This is a genomic window from Bradyrhizobium sp. HKCCYLS2038 (assembly GCF_051167655.1).
Lineage (GTDB): Bacteria > Pseudomonadota > Alphaproteobacteria > Rhizobiales > Xanthobacteraceae > Bradyrhizobium.
In genome coordinates this window covers 302,499-323,072 of sequence record NZ_JBNPTM010000001.1, presented here as the reverse complement: position 1 = coordinate 323,072, position 20,574 = coordinate 302,499, and the positions used below count along the sequence as shown (strand labels likewise).

The window sequence follows — 20,574 nt, the reverse complement described above, 5'->3', positions numbered from 1 at the left end:
GCTCTCAGATCGTCTGGTTGTAGGCACCGACCTCGGGGTGCGTGCGCAGCACCTCGTTGACGGCCTCGAACATGTCGTGCATGCGCCGGTCCGAGACCGGGCTCTCCACCACAACGACGAGTTCCGGCTTGTTGGATGACGCCCGCACCAGGCCCCAGCTGCCGTCCTCGACGGTGACGCGGACACCGTTGACGGTGACGAGATCGCGGATCGGCTGCCCCGCGACCTTGCCGCCCTGCTGCTGCAGCGCCTGGAAATGCTTCACCACCGCGTCGACGACGCCGTATTTGACCTCGTCACCACAATGCGGCGACATCGTCGGCGACGACCACGTCTTCGGCAGCGCCTCCTTGAGGTCCGCCATCGACTTGCCCGGCGCACGGTCGAGCATCTCGCAGATCGCGATCGCCGACACCAGGCCGTCGTCATAGCCGCGGCCGAACGGTCGGTTGAAAAAGAAGTGGCCTGATTTCTCGAAGCCGGCGAGCGCACCGAGCTCGTTGGTCCGGCGCTTCATGTAGGAATGTCCCGTCTTCCAATAGGCGGTCTTGGCACCCTGCGCCTGCAGCACCGGATCCGTCATGAACAGGCCGGTCGACTTCACATCGACGACGAACTGCGCGTCCTTGTGGATCGCCGACATGTCGCGCGCCAGCATCACGCCGACCTTGTCGGCGAAGATCTCCTCGCCGGTGTTGTCGACCACGCCGCAGCGGTCGCCGTCGCCATCGAAGCCGAGGCCGACATCGGCCTTGTGCGCCAGCACGGCGTCACGGATGGCGTGCAGCATCTCCATGTCTTCGGGATTGGGATTGTATTTCGGGAAGGTGTGATCGAGCTCGGTGTCGAGCGGGATCACCTCGCAGCCGATCGCCTCCAGCACTTGCGGCGCGAACGCGCCCGCCGTGCCGTTGCCGCAGGCGGCGACGACCTTCAGCTTGCGCTTCAGCTTGGGACGGCTGGTGAGATCGGCGATGTAGCGCGCCGGATAATTCTCGTGGAACTGATAGGAGCCGCCGCCGGCATTCTTGAACTCGGCGTTGAGCACGATCTCCTTCAGCCGGGTCATCTCCTCGGGGCCGAAGGTGAGCGGCCGGTTGGCGCCCATCTTCACTCCGGTCCAGCCATTGTCGTTGTGCGAGGCGGTCACCATGGCGACGCACGGCACGTCGAGATCGAACTGCGCGAAATAGGCCATCGGCGTCACCGCGAGGCCGATGTCGTGCACCTTGCAGCCGGCGGCCATCAGGCCCGAGATCAGCGCGTATTTGATCGAGGCGGAGTAGCCGCGGAAGTCGTGGCCGGTGACGATCTCTCGGCTGACACCGCGTTCCGCGATCAGCGCGCCCAGCCCCATGCCGAGCGCCTGAACCCCCATCAGGTTGATTTCCTTGTTGAACAGCCAGCGCGCGTCATATTCGCGGAAGCCCGTCGGCTTCACCATCGGCTCGGATTCAAAGGCGTAGGTGTTGGGAACCAGCACGGCTTTCGGCTTGGGAAACATCAGCAGGGGCCTCAAAAAATCACATCAATGGAAGAATAGGGTCGTGCCTGGCACGACGTCATACAACAAAGGCAGATGAATGCAGGCAACAATCAGGCAGCGTGGCCCCGTTCTCGGAACCATCTGACCTGCCGGTATGTGGGGGCCGTCGGCGCATCAGCCAAGATGCGGGCGATGGTGATTACTGCTCCAGCACCATCTGGCCGTTGGCATAGGCGAAGCGCTTCAGCTTGGACAGGAACGACAGTCCGAGCAGATTCTCCGACAGGGCCGTATCCGGCAGCACCAGCGCATCGACGTCGCGCACGGTGAGCTCGCCGAGCTCGACCATCGCGAGCCGGGCGCGCGCGGCCTTCACGGTGCCGTTCGCCGTCGTCACGTTGGCGGTGTAGTCGCTGCGAGCGGGGCGCAGGCCGAAGCGGGCGGCGGAGCTTTCGTTGAGCGCGACCATCGAGGCGCCGGTATCGACCATGAAGCTGATGCGCTGGCCGTCGATGCGGCCGTCGGCCCGGAAATGGCCGCGCCGGTCGGTCGAAATGCTGAGGCTGCGCTGAGCTGAAGCCGCGTCCAAGGTGGCGGCGCGTGCCGCGGGCGTGGCGGAGGCCGGCGCGGGCGTCAGGCGATCGGCAAGCTGTGCCATGAAGGTGCCGAGGCCGACGAGAACGGCCGCGAAGATCATTATGCTACGCATTACACAACGCCCGACTTTACCCCGCAACCGACTTGACCATGAAAGCCGCTGACGGGCGACTGAAGCGGAGCGGCTGCCGCTGTCATTTTGGCGAAAACGATGAGCGAAGCGTTAACGATGGCGATGCGGACGGTATAATTTGCACGGGTTACGTCCCGCGCGGCTTGGCCCGCCGGGTCGGCTGCGCGTTGGCCGGATCGTCAGGCCAGGGATGGCGGGGATAGCGGCCGCGCAAATCGGTGCGGACGGCGGCATAGGAGCCGCGCCAGAAGCCCGGCAGATCGCGCGTCACCTGCACCGGCCGCTGCGCCGGCGACAGCAGCTCCAGCACCAGCGGCACCGCGCCCCGGGCAATCGAGGGGTGGACATTCAGCCCGAACAGCTCCTGCAGCCGCACGGCAATGGTCGGTCCCTGCTCGGCCTCGTAGTCGATCGCCAGCATGGTGCCGGTCGGCGCCTCGAAATGCGTCGGCGCCTCCTTGTCGAGCCGGGCGCGGAGGTCCCAGGGCAGCAGCGCCATCACGGCGTCGGAGACGTCGCCGGGCGAGACCTCCTTGAGCGAGGTCTTGTCGGCAAGCAGCGGCACCAGCCAATCCTCGCGCCGCGCGATCAGGCCGGCATCGGACAGGTCCGGCCAGCTGTCGCCCTCCGCCTTGCGCAGGAAGGTCACACGGTCGCGCCACTGCCTGGCGGCCTTCGACCACGGCAGGCGGTCGAGCCCGGCAGCGCAGATGCCGTCTGCAAAGATGCGCGCGGTGTCTTCTGACGGCGTGAGCGCCACCGGCGCGTCGGCCATGACGATCGCGTGCAGCCTGCGCCGGCGCCGCCCCCTCAGTGCCAGCGCATCCCGATCGAAGCTGACCTCGTCCCCGGCTTCGATGTGAGCCGCGAAATGACGCTCGATGTCCTCGATCGCGAGCGGTGCCGCCAGCAGGATGCGGCCGTTCGCCGCCGTGCCGGTGAGTTCTCCGACGGCAATATAGGGCACGCGGGCCAGCGACGAGGTCTGCTCGACCGCCGCACCGCGGCCATTGGCGAGCACGAAGCTGCCATTGCCGCGATTGCGGGCGACGCGATCAGGGAAGGCGAAGGCCAGCATCAGGCCGGTCGTCAGCTCCCCTGCCCCTGGCGGCGGTGAGGAGGCGCTGACCTGCTGCGCCCAGCGCCGCGCCAGGTCGCGCGCACTCTGCGCCCGCGGCGAGCGGTCACGGCGAAACTGATCCAGCCGGACCTCGAGATCGACGCTGTCGCCGCCCAGGCCCCTCTCCGTGAGGATCGCTGCGATGTCGGCTGCCTGCGCGGCCGCGCCGTGATCGGCGGCATCGACGATCATGCGGGCGAGCCGCGGCGGCAGCGCCAGCGCCCGCAGCCGCCGGCCCTCGTCGGTCAGGCGGCCATCGCAATCGAGGGCGCCGAGCTCGTTCAGCAGGTCCCGCGCCTCTTTCCAGGCGGGCTGTGGCGGCAGATCGAGGAAGCTTAGCGTCGCGGGATCACTGACACCCCATTGCGCGAGGTCGAGCACCAGCGAGGACAGATCGGCGCTCAGAATTTCCGGCTGGGTGTAGGCCGCGAGCGAGGCCGTCTGCGGCTCGTCCCACAGCCGGTAGCAGACGCCCGGCTCGGTGCGGCCGGCGCGGCCGCGGCGCTGATCGACGGCGGCGCGCGAGGCCCGCACCGTCTCGAGCCGGGTCAGGCCGATGTCCGGCTCGTAGCGCGGCACCCGGGCGAGGCCGGAATCGACCACGATGCGGACGCCTTCGATGGTCAGCGATGTCTCCGCGATCGAGGTGGCCAGCACCACCTTGCGCTGCCCCTTGGGCGCCGGCGAGATGGCGCGATCCTGAACCGCGGCGTCGAGCGCGCCGAACAGCGGCACGATCTCGATCGCAGCGTCATGGACGCGCTCGGCCAGCATGGTTTGTGTACGCCGGATCTCGGCGGCTCCGGGCAGGAACGCCAGCACCGAGCCGGCATCGGCCCGCAACGCGCTCGCGATCGTCTCGGCCATCTGGCGCTCGACCGGCGCATCCGGCTTGCGGCCGACATAACGGGTCTCGACCGGAAAAGCGCGGCCCTCGCTTTCGACCACCGGCGCATCGCCGAGCAGGCTCGCCACGCGGGCGCCGTCCAGCGTCGCCGACATCACGAGAATGCGGAGGTCCTCGCGCAGGCCCTGCTGCGCATCGCGCGCCAGCGCGAGGCCCAGATCGGCATCGAGCGAGCGCTCGTGGAATTCGTCGAACAGCACGGCGGCGACGCCGGTCAGCTCGGGATCATCGAGGATCTGGCGCGTGAAGATGCCTTCGGTGACGACCTCGATACGGGTCGCGCGCGACACCTTCGAGCCGAACCGGACGCGATAGCCGACGGTCTCGCCGGCGCGCTCACCGAGCGACTTCGCCATCCGCTCGGCGCTGGCGCGGGCCGCGATCCGCCGCGGCTCCAGCACGATGATCTTCTTAGTCCCGACCCATGGCGCGTCGCGCAACGCCAGCGGCACGCGCGTGGTCTTGCCGGCGCCGGGCGACGCCACCAGCACGGCGGTGTTGCTGCGCGCGAGCGTGCCGGACAGTTCGTCCAGCACGGCATCGATCGGCAGCGGCGTATCGAAGCGGAGGGGCAAGACCAGTAACCCGTCATTGCCCGCGAAGGCGGGCAATCCAGTAAACGCAGATCTCGCAGATGACGAAGATCGGGCGTCCTGGATACCCCGCCTGGGCGGGGTATGACAATGTCATGTCGTTCTCCGTTGGATCACGCGCCCTTCACCGACGGCCTGCCGACGCTCTCGTAGACGAAGCCGTGGGCGGCCATTTCGTCGGGACGATAGACGTTGCGCAGGTCGACGACGACGGGAGTGGCCATCACCTCCTTGAGGCGATCGAGGTCCATGGCGCGGTACTGCACCCATTCGGTGACCAGCACGATGGCGTCGGCGCCCGTCGCGCATTCATAGGGATCATCATAATAGGCGATTTCGGGCAGCTCCTTCTTGGCCTGCTCGATGCCGACAGGATCATGCGCGCGGACCTTGGCGCCCATGTCGAGCAGGCCCGTCACCAGCGGGATCGACGGCGCCTCGCGCATGTCGTCGGTCTCAGGCTTGAAAGTGAGGCCGAGCACCGCGACCGTCTTGCCGCGCAGATTGCCGCCGACGGCATGCGCCACCTTGCGCGCCATTGCGCGCTTGCGGTTGTCATTGACCGCCAGCACGGATTCGACGATGCGCAGCTGCGTGTCGTAGTCCTGCGCGATCTTGATCAGCGCGCGCGTATCCTTCGGGAAGCACGAGCCGCCGAAGCCGGGGCCCGCATGCAGGAACTTCGAGCCGATGCGGTTGTCGAGGCCGATGCCGCGCGCTACTTCCTGCACATCGGCGCCGACCTTCTCGGCAAGATCCGCGACCTCGTTGATGAAGGTGATCTTGGTGGCAAGGAATGCGTTGGCAGCGTACTTGATCAGCTCGGCGGTGCGCCGCTCGGTGTACATGATCGGCGCCTGGTTCAGCGACAGCGGCCGGTAGATGTCGCCGAGCGCCTTGCGGCCGCGCTCATCCCCCGTGCCGACGACGATGCGGTCCGGCCATTTGAAGTCGCGGATCGCGGCACCTTCGCGCAGGAATTCCGGGTTGGAGGCGACCACGACATCGGCCGCCGGATTGGTCTCGCGGATGATGCGCTCGACCTCGTCGCCGGTGCCGACCGGCACCGTCGATTTGGTGACGACCACGGTGAAGCCGGTCAGCGACGCCGCGATCTCGCGGGCGGCAGCATAGACGTAGGACAGGTCGGCATGGCCATCGCCGCGCCGCGACGGCGTGCCGACGGCGATGAAGACGGCATCGGCTTCGGCGACCGGCTGCTTGAGATCGGTGGTGAAGTCGAGTCGCTTGGCCTTCACATTAGTCGCGACCAGCGCATCCAGCCCGGGCTCGAAGATCGGGATTTCTCCGCGATGAAGCGCGGCGATCTTGCTTTCGTCCTTGTCGACACAAGTGACCTGATGGCCGAAATCGGCAAAGCAGGCACCGGACACCAGCCCCACATAGCCCGTGCCGATCATCGCAATTCGCATCGAAATCCATCCTTCGTGGTTAATACTTTCGCGTCTTAAACCATTTGTGGTCCAAGGGGAATTTAGAAAACGGCATGACGTTTGGATGACAGCAAGGAGTATTAACGGCTCTGCTCGATAATGCGGCAGCTCCGCGCCAGAGAGGGATATCATGACCGCGAATGGCACGCCGACAGCGGCCGGAACCGATGCGCGTATCGACTGGGTCGACTACGCCAAGGGTATCTGCATCATCATGGTCGTGATGATGCACTCGGTGCTCGGCGTCGAGCTCGCCGCCGGCGAGACCGGCTTCATGCACGCTGTCGTCGCCTTCGCCAAGCCGTTTCGGATGCCCGATTTCTTCCTGATTTCGGGCTTGTTTCTGCCACTGGTGATCAATCGTGACTGGCGTACCTATCTCGACCGCAAGGTCGTCCACTTCGCCTATTTCTACGTGCTCTGGGTGACGATCCAGTTCGGCTTCAAGGCGCCCGGCTTCGCCGCGGCGAGCAGCTGGCCGCATGCCGGCTACCTGTATCTGGAATCCTTCATCGAGCCGTTCGGCACGCTGTGGTTCATCTATCTGCTCCCGATCTTCTTCGTGGTCATCAAGCTGACGCGAAAGGCGCCGGCGCCGGTGATCTGGGGCATGGCCGCGGGCCTGGAGATGGCGCACATCGTCACCGGCTGGACTGTCATCGACGAGTTCTGCGCCCGCTTCGTCTACATCTACTCCGGCTATCTGTTCGCGACCTACATCTTCGCGCTGTCTGATCGCGCGAGGGTGCAGCCCCTGCTCGCCATCGCAGGCCTGCTCGCCTGGGCCGCCATCAACCAGTCGCTGGTGAACCTCGGCGTCAGCGAGTGGCCGATCGTGTCGCTGACGCTCGGCTATGCCGGCGCGGTCGCCATCATCATCGCCGGCACGTTGCTCGCCCGCGCGCAACTGCTCAACGCGCTGAAGTTCTGTGGCGAGCATTCGATCGTGATCTATCTCGCCTTCTTCCTGCCGATGGCGGCGACCCGCGCTCTGCTGCTGAAGACGGGGATCATCACCGACATCGGCACCATCTCGCTGCTGGTGACGGTCGCCGGCGTGCTCGGCGCGCTCGCGATCTGGCGCCTCGCACTCCTTGCCGGCGCGCGCTTCCTGTTCGAACGCCCGATCGCATTCTGGATCGCGCCGCCGAAGGCGCGTGTTGCGATTCAGCCGGCAGAGTAGCCCCACCCTCGGTGTCGTCCCGGGCGAAGACCCGGGACCCATAACCACCGTCCTCCGTGTAAGGCACTCTGTGGGTCCAGCCTGCCGCCTCACCACCGCTGCGGAGTATGGGTCCCGGGTCGGCGCCCCGCCAGCGCTTCGCGCCGTCGGGCCTTGCCCGGGACGACGGCGGAATTTGTGGCTCCGGCTCAGCGCAACAGGGCCACCGAATTGCGTGGGGAACGCGCCGGAATCTGCCGTTCCGAGGGTGTCAATCCGGTCCGAATTCCCTACATTGCGGCCATGCCCAAAGCTCCCCAGAAAGCCGCCGTCACGCCCGCCGCTCCTGCGCCTGCCGCCTCCAAAGCAGCGGCCAAGGGCGACCATGTGTTCCTGGTCGACGGCTCGTCCTACATCTTCCGCGCCTATCACGCGCTGCCGCCGCTCAACCGCAAATCCGACGGCTTGAATGTCAATGCCGTGCTCGGCTTCTGCAACATGCTGTGGAAGCTGCTCCGCGACATGCCCGAGACCGACCGGCCGACGCATCTGGCGATCGTGTTCGACAAGTCCGAGGTCACGTTCCGCAACAGGATCTATGCCGACTACAAGGCGCACCGGCCGCCGGCGCCTGATGACCTCATCCCGCAATTCGCGCTGATCCGCGAGGCCGTGCGTGCCTTCGACCTGCCCTGCCTGGAGCAGGGCGGCTTCGAGGCCGACGATCTGATCGCGACCTATGCGCGGCTCGCCTGCGAGCGCGGCGCCACCACCACCATCGTGTCCTCCGACAAGGACCTGATGCAGCTCGTCAATGATTGCGTCACGATGTACGACACGATGAAGGACCGCCGCATCGGCATCGCCGAGGTGGTCGAGAAGTTCGGCGTGCCGCCGGAGAAGGTCGTCGAGGTGCAGGCGCTGGCCGGCGATTCCACCGACAACGTGCCGGGCGTGCCCGGCATCGGCATCAAGACCGCCGCGCAGCTCATCAACGATTATGGCGACCTCGAAAGCCTGCTGACCCGCGCGGCCGAGATCAAGCAGCCGAAGCGGCGCGAGGCGCTGATCGAGAATGCCGAGAAGGCGCGAATCTCGCGGCAGCTGGTGCTGCTCGACGACAAGGTCGCGCTCGAGGTGCCGCTGGACGATCTGGCCGTCCACGAGCCAGATCCGCGCAAGCTGATCGCGTTCTTGAAGGCGATGGAGTTCTCCACGCTGACGCGCCGCGTCGCTGACTATTCGCAGATCGATCCTTCGGATGTGACGGCGGATGCCCAGCTGAAGAGCGGCGCTGCAACGGCCGCGCCCCCGCCCCCGCCCGCGAGCGGCGGAGCGAGCGCACCGAGCAAGCCGGCGGCGGCTCCTCGCAGCGGCGATCCGCGCATCGACAAATCCGCGATGAGCAAGGGCACGCCCGCTGGTCTCGCCGAGTCCAGGGCGGAAGCGGCAAAGAGCGCACGCATCGATCGCGACAAGTACCAGACGCTGCGGACCCTGCCCGAGCTGAAAGCCTGGCTGGCCCGTGCGCATGAATTCGGCCGGATCACCCTCGAGGTCAAGGCCAGCTCGATCGATCCGATGCAGGCAAGCGTCTGCGGAATTGCCCTTGCGCTGGCGCCGAACGATTCCTGCTACATCCCGCTGGCGCATCGCCAGGCCGGCGATGGCGGCGGCCTGTTCGATGCCGGGCTGGCCCCCGACCAGATCAAGGAGAGCGATGCGCTCGCCGCGCTGCAGCCGATCCTCGAATCCGCCGGACTGCTGAAGATCGGCTACAACATCAAGTTCGTCGCCGTGCTGCTGGCGCAACACGGCATCACGCTCCGGAATGTCGACGACATCCTGCTGATGAGCTACGCGCTCGACGCCGGGCGCGGCTCGCACAAGCTCGACTCGCTGGCCGAGCACGTGCTTGGCCACGCCGTCCTCGGCGAAAGCGAGCTGATCGGCAGCGGCAAGAACAAGCTGACGTTCGAGCAGGTCGCGATCGACCGCGCCACGACGCATTCGGCCGAGGCGGCCGATGTCATCCATCGGGTCTGGCGCGTGCTGAAACCACGCCTCGTCGCCGAGCGCATGACCGGCGTGTATGAGACCCTGGAGCGGCCGCTGGTGTCGGTGCTGGCGCGGATGGAGCGGCGCGGCATCTCGATCGACCGGCAGGTGCTGTCGCGGCTGTCCGGCGATTTCGCCCAGACCGCGGCGCGCGTCGAGGCCGAGCTGCAGGAACTGGCCGGCGAGCCGATCAATGTCGGCAGTCCGAAACAGATCGGCGACATCCTGTTCGGCAAGATGGGGCTGTCGGGCGGCACCAAGACCAAGACCGGCGCGTGGTCGACCTCCGCGTCGATCCTCGATGATCTCGCCGAGCAGGGCAACGATTTCGCGCGCAAGATCCTGGAATGGCGCCAGGTCTCGAAGCTGAAATCGACCTACACCGACGCGCTGCCGACCTACGTCAATCCGCAGACGCATCGCGTGCACACCACCTACGCGCTGGCAGCGACCACCACGGGCCGGCTGTCGTCGAACGAGCCGAACCTGCAGAACATCCCGGTGCGCACCGAGGATGGTCGCAAGATCCGCCGCGCCTTCATCGCGACGCCCGGCCACAAGCTCGTATCGGCAGACTACTCGCAGATCGAGCTGCGGCTGCTGGCGGAGATCGCCGACATCCCGGTGCTGAAGCAGGCGTTCAAGGACGAGCTCGACATTCACGCGATGACCGCGTCGGAAATGTTCGGCGTGCCGATCAAGGACATGCCGAGCGAGGTCCGCCGCCGCGCCAAGGCGATCAATTTCGGCATCATCTACGGCATCTCCGCCTTCGGCCTCGCCAACCAGCTCGGTATCGCCCGCGAGGAGGCCTCGGCCTACATCAAGCGCTATTTCGAGCGCTTCCCGGGCATCCGCGCCTACATGGACGAGACCCGCGAGTTCTGCCGCAAGAACGGCTATGTCGTCACGCTGTTCGGGCGCAAGTGCCACTACCCGGAGATCAAGGCGTCGAACGCCTCGGTGCGCGCCTTCAACGAGCGCGCCGCGATCAACGCGCGATTGCAGGGCACTGCCGCCGACATCATCCGCCGCGCCATGACGCGGGTGGAGGAGGCGCTGGCGCAAAAGAAGCTGTCGGCGCAGATGCTGCTTCAGGTGCATGACGAACTGATCTTCGAGGTGCCCGACGACGAAGTCGCCGCGACCTTGCCGGTGGTGCAGCACGTCATGCAGGACGCACCGTTCCCCGCCGTCCTGCTCTCGGTGCCGCTGCACGTCGACGCCCGCGCAGCCAACAATTGGGACGAGGCGCATTGAACGGCAGACGATGAGCTCGTTCATCACCGCGAACTGGCTCATGATCGCGCATCGCAATCAACGATCACCAGTGTCGTCCCGGGCAAGCCCTGAGCGGCGCGAAGCGATGCTCAGGGCGCCGACCCGGGACCCATACCCCCAGGTTTGAGGCGCGCTGGTCATTGGCATTTTGCCCAACACGACTGCTGCGGCGTATGGGTCCCGGATCAGCGCCGCGCCGCGCTATCGCGCGTCGAGGCTTGTCCGGGACGACAGCGGTGGGGGGGGGGGGGGCGCGATCGCCTTTCAAACGGCTCAGCTTCAAGGGTGGGAAAAGGCGCGCCCAACTGAGCGTCTGTTGCGCTGATCCATCGCGCGCCGTGCCCATCAATGCCACTGCAGGCGTGGATGCACGGTGGGCACGCGACCGCCCTGCGGGCGGCTGCTTTGCCCACCCCTGCGGCAGCGGTGCTCGGATTCCGATTTACATCTCAAACAGCGATCAACATAGGAGCGCGTTCTCGCGGCGTAGCACGCCCGAGGTCTGCGATCAGTTTGCCCCTCCTATAAGTGTAGAGGGCGCAGGGAATGCCGGGTGAGGGCCTCACCCATGGCCCGCCTGCGAAAAAAAATGCAGGCGGCAGGTACCACAGGCAAAGCCGAACACGCCGGCATTCCCTGCGCGATGGGCTTACGGCTGCTTCGCGATCTCCCCGGTGCGCCGGCTCGTTGGCCACCGTATCGCGACAATGCGCTTGCGCGCATTGCGCGGACCTCAGCGTCGGGAGGCCAGGACCACGCGACTTGACCGTCCGCAAGCGCCCGTTCGTCCGCACGCCACAAGGACATGCTGCGAGCTCTCGCGGCCATCGCATCCCCACCTCGCGTGTCGTGACGATCGCGCGCTGACGCCCCTCTGCGGTGAGGCGGGATGCGCTGATACAATCACGATTTCTGTAAAAGCGCAAGAGATGTATTTTTATCAGAATGCGGCCCATTGCTCGGGCGCTGACCCCGGACCCATACCCCGCAGCAGTTGTGATGAGCAAAGAGCCAATGACCAGCGTGCCTCAAACCGCTCCCTGGGGGTATGGATCCCGGATCGGCGCCGTGCCGCGCTGTCGCGCGTCACGGCTTGTCCGGGACGACAGCGGGGTGAGAGGACGGATAGGCGGTTCACAGCCGCCCAGCGCGAAATCGGACGAACGCGGCTTCACCGCTCGTTAGGCATGATGCGATCGCACCCGGGCTGAGATCAGTGCCGGTAACACGACGTGCAGCGTGCCCGGGCAAGATCGCGGGCGGGATGCCGCGCGAGCCGACCGCGCGACGTGTCCTGACGACCCACGCCCGCGCCGATCGCACCGAACAGGCCGAATTGATTCATCCGATGACCACGACCATCTCCGCAGCCTCGAGCCAGACGCGCGATCGCCGCGCGCTCCTGATTCTGCTGGCGGAGCTGTGCCTGTATAACGGCCTCTATCTGGTGCGCTGGTGGCCGACATCGCCACAGCCGGGTTTTGGCGACTTCTTCGGCCTGTGGTCGTTCGGCAAGTTCGCAGCGCTCGCGGGCGCAGGCATCTACGATCCATTCGCGCTGATCAACTATCAGCAGACGCTGATGTCGACGCTCGATGGCGGCGGCTTTCCGTATCCGTACCCGCCGACCTTCCTGCTGGCCCTGATCCCGCTCGGCATGCTGACGTTGCCAACGGCCTATCTGTGCTGGATCGGGATCACCTTCGCTCTCTATGGATGGGCGACCCTCGGGCGACAATGGCGCTGGCTGATCGGCCTGGCGCTGCTCGCCGCGCCGACGACGCTGATCAGCGTCATCACCGGCCAGAACGGTTTCCTGTCGGCCGCGCTGCTGATCGGCGGACTGCGCCTCGTCCCGGGCCGGCCTGTCATCGCCGGCGTGCTGCTCGGCCTGCTCGCGTACAAGCCGCAATTCGTGCTGCTGATGCCGGTCGTGCTGCTGGCGTCGCAGAGCTGGAGAACCGTTGGCGCCGCGGTTGCGACGACGCTGCTCATCGTCATCGTCACCAGCGCCGTCCTCGACTGGTCGATCTGGCTGCAATGGGTCAAGGGCTTCCCGACCTACCAGGCGCTGCTGCAGGACAACCAGGGCAGCCTCGACCACATGATGCCGACGGTGATCGCCGGCGTGCATGCGATCGGCTCCCCCGCGGCGGTCGGCCACGCGCTGCAGCTCATTCTGTCCGGCGCCGTCGCCGTGCTGACCTGGCGGGCCTGCCGGCGCGGCATCACCGACCGGACGATCGCGCTGGTCGCGATCGGCAGCGTCATCGTCACGCCCTATGCGATGATCTACGACTTGCCGATGGTGGCGGCGGGATTGCTGATCCATTGGAAGGCGCGGAGCGAGGCCGGCGAGCCGATCGCGGCAGCGGAGATCGGCGTCGCCATCGCGTTGTCCGCCTGCCTGCTCGCGATGATCGGTCATTCGCTACCGTTCGTCGCCGCCGCGCTGCTCTGCCTGCTGTTCCTCAGCGTCGCCGGCATCTTCAGCCGGGCGGAGCAGTCGATCCCAGCGCTGAAGGTGGCGCCGCCGGCAGCGGGCTGATTGCGCTCGCGCGACAGCGCCCTCAATCCAGCTTCGCCTCCATGCCGCGTTTCACGGCGGGGCGGGCCATCAACGTGTCGTACCAGCGCTTGACGTGGGGGAAGTCGGCGAGGTCGACCTTGTGGCGGGGGTGGCGCCAGGCCCAGCCGAGGATGGCGAAATCGGCGATCGAGAGCGCGCCGGCGACGAATTCGTGGCTCGCCAGCCGACGGTCGAGCACGCCATAGAGGCGGACGGTCTCGGCCATGTAGCGCTTCAGGCCATAGGCGCGGTCCTGTTCGTTGGTCAGTGCGATGAAATGGTGCACTTGCCCCGGCATCGGGCCGAAGCCGCCCATCTGCCACATCAGCCACTCATAGACCGGGATCCGCTCGGCCAGCGATTTCGGCAGGAATCGCCCGGTCTTTTCGCCCAGATAGAGCAGGATCGCGCCGGATTCGAACACGCTGACCGGCTTGCCATCGGGGCCGTCGGGATCGACGATCGCCGGGATCTTGTTGTTGGGGCTGATGGCGAGGAAGTCGGGGGCCATCTGGGCGCCCTTGGTGATGTCGACCGGGACGACGCGGTAAGGTAATCCCATCTCCTCGAGCGCGACCGAGATCTTGCGGCCGTTGGGCGTGTTCCAGGTGTGCAGCTCGATGGTCATGGCGGGGGTCCTTCCGATGTCCTTGCCAAATGTCCTTGCTTGGCCTTTGGCTTCCCATTAGCTCGAAACTGCGCGGCGTTCCAAACGTACCGTTGTTGATGGGACATCCTGGCGGCTGGCCTCGGCCGGCCGACCCCGATAGATTGCGCCACCCGAAATCGCCGACGAACCGACCCCCAGGGGAAACCGCCGTGTCCAAATCCGCCTCCCGCGCCCGCCTTCTCGAGATCATCCGCAGGCGCTCGTTCGGCCGTGGCGAGATCACCCTGGCCTCCGGCCGCAAGAGCGATTTCTACTTCAACCTCAAGCCGACCATGATGGACCCGGAGGGTGCGACGCTGCTCGCCGAGCTCACCTATGAGGCGTTGAAGGACGATGGCTACGACTTTATCGGCGGACTGGAGATGGGCGCGGTGCCGCTGGCCGGCGCGATCGCGCAGATCTCGTGGATCAAGGGCCACCCGATCGCGGCGTTCTTCGTGCGCAAGAAGCCGAAGGAGCACGGCGCCAGGCTCGCGATCGAGGGCCTGACCCGCGACGAGACCTTGGCGGGAAAACGCATCGTCGTCGTCGAGGACGTCACCACGACCGGCGGCTCGGCGATGAAGGCCGTGGAGGCCCTGCGCGAGGCCGGTGCCGAGGTGTCGCTGGTGTTCACGATGGTCGACCGCGAGGAAGGCGCTGCGGAGACGTTCGCCGCCGCCGGCCTGCCGTTCCAGGCGCTCTACAAGGCCCGCGAGTTCCTCTGACTTTCTCGCGTAGCGCGGCACATTTCGGCACCGCGCACACCGCTCATTTACCAACGCTCGTTAAGGTTACCGCAAAGCTGATGGGGCCTCGCCTTGCGTGTGGCCCGATCGATCGCTCTTGATCGATGCGACGCGGATTTGCCGCGTCTGTCAGGGCTTTGCGGTGACGATGGTGGCGGCGGGAGTGCGGGCGTTGCGGTGCGTGTTGTCGGTTGCGCGGATGGCCCGAGGGGTGGCGGTCGCAATCACGGTCGGCGTGGCCACGTCGGCTGCGCTGGTGCCGCAGATTGCGTCGGCCCAGGGCTTGTTCGATCTTCTGTTCGGCGGCTTCAACAAGCCGGCGTCGCAGCGGCCCGCACCGGGCGGCTTCTTTGCCGATCCGTTCGGCACCAACCCGCAGGCGCCGGTGCAGCCGCGCGCGGCCTCAAGCGGCTCGGGCGCGGCGTTCTGCGTGCGCAGCTGTGACGGGCGCTATTTTCCGCTGACCCGCGGCCTCGCCTCGCCCGTGCAGATGTGCCAGGCGTTCTGCCCGGCCAGCCCCACCAAGGTGTATTTCGGCTCCAACATCGACTACGCCACCGCGGCCAATGGCGAGCGCTATGCCGACAGCGAGAACGCGTTCGCCTACCGGCAGGCGCTGCGCGCGGACTGCACCTGCAACGGCCGCGATCCCGCCGGGCTCTCACCGGTCGACCTCTCGCTCGACACCTCGCTGCGCCCCGGCGACGTTGTCGCCACCAGCGATGGGCTGGTCGCCTATTCGGGTGTGCGCGGCAGCGGCGGCCAGCCGGCCGACTTCAAGCCGGTCGCGTCCTATCCCGGGCTGAACTCTGATACGCGGGCGCGGCTGAGCGAGATGAAGGTCGCGCCGGTGCGCGCCGAGATGCTGGCGGCGGATGCATTGGCCGCAATGCCGCCGCCGGAGGCCAATGCCGGCAATGTCAGCGTCGCGCCGCCGCTGACGATCGCGCCGAAGCCGGCTGCGAGCCGCGCCAAGCGAGCGGGCGTCGATTGAGCCTGGGCTGGCGTCGTTGCGAGCACGACGGCGTCAGCGCCCCACGATCACGCCGATGACGTTCGGCGCCTCCAGATATTTCTCCTCGATCGCCGCGCGTGTGGCGGCACGATTGTCCGGCGTCAGCAGGCCGCGCTTCTCGGCCAGGATCATCCAGCAGAAGCCCCACCAGTCGGTCAGCATGCCCTCGTCGTCGACCAGGTCGTAGCCCTGCTCGGCGGCGAAGATGCGCGCCCGCGCCTCGTCGAGCCCGTCGAGGAAGGTGTGGTCGGTGGCCGAGAACAGGTCGTCCGAAATATCGTCGGTGGTGTAGCCCCAGACCGACATGCAGACCGCGTTGAAGGCGCGGTCGATCTGGTCGTCATCGACGGCCCGGCGCCGCGCCGTCTTGTGCAGCCGCGTCAGGCTGCGCGCAAAATCGGCAATGCGGGTCAGGGCCAGGGGATCGAAGGCGATGGTGGACATGGTGTGCTCGCGTGATGCACTGATGCCGGGGTGTGAGCGGATCGAATCGCAATCAGGATAAACGATCGGTTGCTAAATTGTTCTTAATTTGTTCTGATTGGAAAAGGAAGTCAATTTTCGTCGTCCCGGCCTCCGAGCCGGGACCCAGACCCACCGCAGCCAATTGTTTGGCACAAGCGATGATCACTGGGGCCGCATGGACGGTCTACATCCTCGCCAGCGGCCACCACGGCACGCTTTACGTGGGCGTGACCAATGATCTGAGCCGGCGTCTCCAAGACCATCGCGCTGGGCGAGGCTCCAAGTTCGTCAGCCGGTACAGGGTTCTTCGACTGGTTCACGTCGAGCGCTTTGCGAGTCCCATCGAGGCCATCGCCCGCGAAAAGCAGCTGAAGAATTGGCATCGCGATTGGAGGGTCGAGCTGATCGAGCGGGATAATCTGGATTGGGCCGATCTCTCGGGCCTTATTTTAGAACGGTGAGTCTGGATCCCGGCGTTCGCCGGGATGACGACGTGGGGATATCTCCAATCCTCTCCAAGACGGCCCCCGCGGCGAGACCGGCTGCGTTCCCCCTCGGGAACTCCGGCCCGAACTTTGCATCTTTTTCAATCACCTTGCTGTGCGGACCAGCCTTTCCCCGGGTTTCGGTCCGCGCGCAACCATCGTATGCTTTTACCGGTTCCTCGTAGCATCACAGGTTTTCAAGGTGACAGATCAGCCGTCCCAGCGCAGCTTCGTAAGCACCGGCCAGCCCGTCGACGAATTGGCCGTCGCCGAGATCAAGAGCGACATCCTGGCCAAGCTTCGGCTGGCGATCGGCAAGGAGGCGAGCCAGGCGACGCAGCAGGACTGGTACCATGCCGCGGCGCTGACGCTGCGCGACCGCATCGTGCATCGCTGGCTCACCGCCGACAAGGAGAGCTACGATGCCGGGCGCAAGCGGGTCTATTATCTCAGCCTCGAGTTCCTGATCGGCCGCCTGTTCACGGACGCGCTCAACAACATGGGCCTGATGAAGGTGTTCGAGACCGCGCTCGGCGATCTCGGCGTCGGCCTACAGGACCTGCGCAAATGCGAGCCGGATGCCGCGCTCGGCAATGGCGGCCTCGGCCGGCTCGCCGCCTGCTTTATGGAGAGCATGTCGACCCTGCAGATCCCGGCGATCGGCTACGGCATCCGCTATGATTTCGGCCTGTTCCGCCAGGTCATCGTCGACGGCTGGCAGCACGAATATCCCGACGTCTGGCTGTCGTTCGGCAACCCATGGGAATTCCAGCGTCCTGAAGTCGTCTATCACGTTCATTTCGGCGGCGGCGTCGAGCATGTCGACGACAAGGGCCGCGACCGCGCGATCTGGCATCCCGGCGAGACCGTGCAGGCGGTCGCCTACGACACGCCGATCGTCGGCTGGCGCGGCCAGCACGTCAATGCGCTCCGGCTGTGGTCGGCGCGTTCGCCCGATCCGCTCAAGCTCGACGTGTTCAACTCCGGCGACTATCTCGGCGCATCTGCCGAAGAGGCGCGCGCGGAAGCGATCTGCAAGTTCCTGTATCCGAACGACGAGAGCCCCGCGGGGCGCGAGTTGCGGCTGCGGCAGGAATATTTCTTCGTCTCGGCCTCGCTGCAGGACCTCGTCAAGCGCCATCTCGGCTCCGAGGGCCAGCTGCGGAGTCTCGCGCAGAAGGCCGCGGTGCAGCTCAACGACACCCACCCCTCGCTCGCCGTCGCCGAGCTGATGCGCATCCTGGTCGACCTGCACAATTTCCGCTGGGACGAGGCCTGGAAGGTCACCGTCGCGACCTTGTCCTACACCAACCACACGCTGCTGCCCGAGGCGCTCGAGACCTGGCCGGTCGAACTGTTCGAGCGGCTGCTGCCGCGGCATCTCGAAATCATCTACCGCATCAACGCGCAGCATCTGGCGCTCGCCGAGCAGCGTGCGCCCGGCGACATCGACTACCGCGCCTCGGTGTCGCTGATCGACGAGAAGAGCGGCCGCCGCGTGCGCATGGGCCAGCTCGCCTTCGTCGGCTCGCACCGCATCAACGGTGTTTCGGGGATGCATTCGGACCTGATGAAGGAGACCGTGTTCCACGATCTCAACCATCTCTATCCCGGCCGCATCACCAACAAGACCAACGGCATCACCTTCCGCCGCTGGCTGACGCTCGCCAACCCGAAGCTGACCAGCCTGCTGCGCGAGGCCTGCGGCGACGCCGTCGTCGACGACCCGACCCTGTTGACCAGCCTCGAAAGCTACGTCGCGGACTCCGGCTTCCACCAGAAATTCCGCGCCGTGAAGCATCACAACAAGGTGCAGCTTGCGCGCCTGATCGTCGAGCGCATGAACGTGCGGCTCGATCCGAGCGCGCTGTTCGACGTGCAGATCAAGCGCATCCACGAATACAAGCGGCAGCTCCTGAACATCCTCGAGGCGGTGGCGCTGTATCTGGACATCAAGGACGATCCGCAAGCCGACTGGGTGCCGCGGGTGAAGATCTTCGCCGGCAAGGCGGCGGCGAGTTATCGCTACGCCAAGCTGATCATCAAGCTGATCAACGACGTTGCGGAGGTGGTCAACAACGATCCCGCGATCGGCGGCAAGCTGAAGGTCGTGTTCATGGCCGACTACAATGTCAGTCTGGCTGAAACGATCATTCCCGCGGCCGATCTCTCCGAGCAGATCTCGACCGCCGGCATGGAGGCGTCCGGCACTGGCAACATGAAGCTGGCGCTGAACGGCGCCATCACCATCGGCACGCTCGATGGCGCCAATATCGAGATCCGCGACAATGTCGGCATCGAGAACATCGCGATCTTCGGCATGGAGGCCGGCGACGTGATGCTCCGCCGCAAGCAGGGCCTCGACGCGACCGATATCATCCGCCGCTCGCCGCGGCTGGCGCGGGCCATCGACGCGATCGCGAACGGCGCATTCTCGCCCGGCGAGCCCGGCCGCTTCGAGCCGATCGCACATGCGCTGCGCCATCTCGACCATTACATGGTCTCGGCCGATTTCGATTCGTACTACGAGGCCCAGCGCGGCGTCGACGCACGCTGGCAGACGACGCCGGCCTGGACCCGCGCCTCGATCCTCAACGTCGCGCGCATGGCCTGGTTCTCCTCAGACCGCACCATCCGCGAATACGCCGACGACATCTGGAACGTGCCGGTCGGAACGAGCGCAGCACCGCCGCGGGCACAACGGGCGTGAGGCGGAGAACTTAGCTGCGCCGTCATGGCCGGGCCTGTCCCGGCCATCCACGTCGCTCGGCATACTGGGAACCGCGTGGATGCCCGGGACGAGCCCGGGCATGACGGAGTAACTAACTCACGCGGTTGCTCGTCGCAACAGCTCTCAGCAATAACCTGTGACGTCATTGCCGGCGCCTGCGATTGATTATTAGCTGATGGCCATCATACGATGAGCGTCAGGAGAAACGCATGACCGAACTGCCGCCACTGCACCTGTTCGACGAGGCCACCCGCGTCACGGCGGGCGACAGCCGCTGGCAGGGCCGGACCAGCCCGGACTACTGGGCCTTCGTCGGCCCGTTCGGCGGCGTGACGGCGGCCACCGTGCTGCGCGCGCTGGTCGAGCATCCGCAGATCGCGGGCGATCCGCTGGCGGTGACGGTGAACTACTGCGCGCCGATCGCGGAGGGCCCGTTCGATCTCGACGTGCGGCTCGTGAAGGCCAATCGCTCCTCGCAGCATTGGTGCGTCGAGCTGAGCCAGGGCGATGCCGATGCAGCGACGCTGGCCACTGCCGTGTTCGCCGAGCGGCGGCCGTCCTGGTCGCACCAGCCGGCCATCAGCCCCGAGGCGCCGCCGTTCGATCAGGTCAAGCGTCACCCCGACACGAACATGTCGTGGACCAAGCAGTATGACTTCCGCTTCGTCGAAGGGCGCCCGGCGTTCGGCGCCTCGGCCACGGGCGCGCCGCACAGCAGCTATTCGCGGCTGTGGATCTCCGATCGCAAGCCGCGCAAGCTCGATCATTTGTCGCTGCTGTCGATGTCGGATGCGTTCTTCGGCCGCATCTTCCATGCCCGCGGCGAACTGGTGCCGTTCGGCACGGTGTCGCTGACGACCTATTTCCACGTCAGCCGCGAGGAACTCGCGGCCGAGGACATCACGCATGTGCTGGCGACGGCCGACGCCAAGATCTTCAACCGCAGCTATCAGGACCAGCACGGCGAGCTGTGGTCGCCCTCCGGCCGCCTGCTCGCGACGACGACGCAGATCGCGTATTTCAAGGCGTAACTGCGATGAACGTCGCCACACAATTGGTGTCGTCCCGGCCTTGAGCCGGGACCCATAACCACCGCACGCAATTTGGCGAAGGCTGGAGC

At 66.2% G+C, this 20,574-nt stretch carries 14 protein-coding genes; 8 read left to right on the top strand and 6 right to left on the bottom strand.

The genetic code is table 11. From position 1 onward, the window contains the following. Nucleotides 1-4 precede the first annotated feature (4 nt). The 4 genes from ACQR1I_RS01410 to ACQR1I_RS01395 form a co-directional block, all read right to left on the bottom strand. Nucleotides 5-1,504 (bottom strand): phosphomannomutase/phosphoglucomutase, encoded by a 1,500-nt coding sequence (locus ACQR1I_RS01410; protein WP_434865401.1) that lies wholly within the window; start codon nt 1,502-1,504, stop codon nt 5-7. A 181-nt stretch (nt 1,505-1,685) separates the two neighbouring features. Further along, nucleotides 1,686-2,183, bottom strand: a complete 498-nt coding sequence (locus ACQR1I_RS01405) for a TIGR02281 family clan AA aspartic protease (protein WP_434865885.1) — start codon at nt 2,181-2,183, stop codon at nt 1,686-1,688. Between the two features lie 160 nt (nt 2,184-2,343). After that, on the bottom strand, nt 2,344-4,818 hold the full coding sequence (gene hrpB / locus ACQR1I_RS01400) for an ATP-dependent helicase HrpB (RefSeq protein ID WP_434865400.1): 2,475 nt from the start codon (nt 4,816-4,818) through the stop codon (nt 2,344-2,346). Between the two features lie 131 nt (nt 4,819-4,949). Beyond that, complete coding sequence (locus ACQR1I_RS01395; RefSeq protein ID WP_434865399.1) at nt 4,950-6,269, bottom strand: UDP-glucose dehydrogenase family protein; 1,320 nt, start codon at nt 6,267-6,269, stop codon at nt 4,950-4,952. 151 nt (nt 6,270-6,420) lie between these two features. Between ACQR1I_RS01395 and ACQR1I_RS01390 the strand changes: the two genes are divergently transcribed. From ACQR1I_RS01390 to ACQR1I_RS01380, 3 genes are all read left to right on the top strand, one after another. After that, nucleotides 6,421-7,473, top strand: coding sequence for an acyltransferase family protein (locus tag ACQR1I_RS01390; RefSeq protein ID WP_434865398.1), 1,053 nt, complete (start codon nt 6,421-6,423; stop codon nt 7,471-7,473). Nucleotides 7,474-7,755: 282 nt separating this feature from the next. Continuing rightward, on the top strand, nt 7,756-10,770 hold the full coding sequence (gene polA, locus ACQR1I_RS01385; protein WP_434865397.1) for a DNA polymerase I: 3,015 nt from the start codon (nt 7,756-7,758) through the stop codon (nt 10,768-10,770). Nucleotides 10,771-12,139: 1,369 nt separating this feature from the next. After that, nucleotides 12,140-13,339, top strand: coding sequence for a glycosyltransferase family 87 protein (locus ACQR1I_RS01380; RefSeq protein WP_434865396.1), 1,200 nt, complete (start codon nt 12,140-12,142; stop codon nt 13,337-13,339). Nucleotides 13,340-13,361: 22 nt separating this feature from the next. Here ACQR1I_RS01380 and ACQR1I_RS01375 read toward each other — a convergent pair whose 3' ends face one another. Then, the gene (locus ACQR1I_RS01375; RefSeq protein WP_434865395.1) at nt 13,362-13,988 is read right to left on the bottom strand and encodes a glutathione S-transferase family protein; all 627 of its coding nucleotides are present in this window, start codon (nt 13,986-13,988) and stop codon (nt 13,362-13,364) included. Nucleotides 13,989-14,179: 191 nt separating this feature from the next. Between ACQR1I_RS01375 and pyrE the strand changes: the two genes are divergently transcribed. Both pyrE and ACQR1I_RS01365 read left to right on the top strand, forming a co-directional pair. Beyond that, on the top strand, nt 14,180-14,737 hold the full coding sequence (pyrE, locus tag ACQR1I_RS01370; RefSeq protein WP_434865394.1) for an orotate phosphoribosyltransferase: 558 nt from the start codon (nt 14,180-14,182) through the stop codon (nt 14,735-14,737). A 193-nt stretch (nt 14,738-14,930) separates the two neighbouring features. Continuing rightward, the gene (locus ACQR1I_RS01365) at nt 14,931-15,752 is read left to right on the top strand and encodes a DUF2865 domain-containing protein (RefSeq protein WP_434865393.1); all 822 of its coding nucleotides are present in this window, start codon (nt 14,931-14,933) and stop codon (nt 15,750-15,752) included. 33 nt (nt 15,753-15,785) lie between these two features. Here the strand turns inward: ACQR1I_RS01365 and ACQR1I_RS01360 are convergent, their stop codons facing one another. Then, complete coding sequence (locus ACQR1I_RS01360; RefSeq protein WP_434865392.1) at nt 15,786-16,217, bottom strand: hypothetical protein; 432 nt, start codon at nt 16,215-16,217, stop codon at nt 15,786-15,788. A 179-nt stretch (nt 16,218-16,396) separates the two neighbouring features. Between ACQR1I_RS01360 and ACQR1I_RS01355 the strand changes: the two genes are divergently transcribed. From ACQR1I_RS01355 to ACQR1I_RS01345, 3 genes are all read left to right on the top strand, one after another. Further along, complete coding sequence (locus ACQR1I_RS01355) at nt 16,397-16,699, top strand: GIY-YIG nuclease family protein (RefSeq protein ID WP_434865884.1); 303 nt, start codon at nt 16,397-16,399, stop codon at nt 16,697-16,699. A 226-nt stretch (nt 16,700-16,925) separates the two neighbouring features. Further along, nucleotides 16,926-19,433, top strand: a complete 2,508-nt coding sequence (locus tag ACQR1I_RS01350; RefSeq protein ID WP_434865391.1) for a glycogen/starch/alpha-glucan phosphorylase — start codon at nt 16,926-16,928, stop codon at nt 19,431-19,433. Nucleotides 19,434-19,663: 230 nt separating this feature from the next. Next, nucleotides 19,664-20,485: an acyl-CoA thioesterase gene (locus tag ACQR1I_RS01345; protein ID WP_434865390.1), complete on the top strand. Its 822-nt coding sequence runs from the start codon at nt 19,664-19,666 to the stop codon at nt 20,483-20,485. The last annotated feature ends 89 nt before the right edge of the window (nt 20,486-20,574 follow it).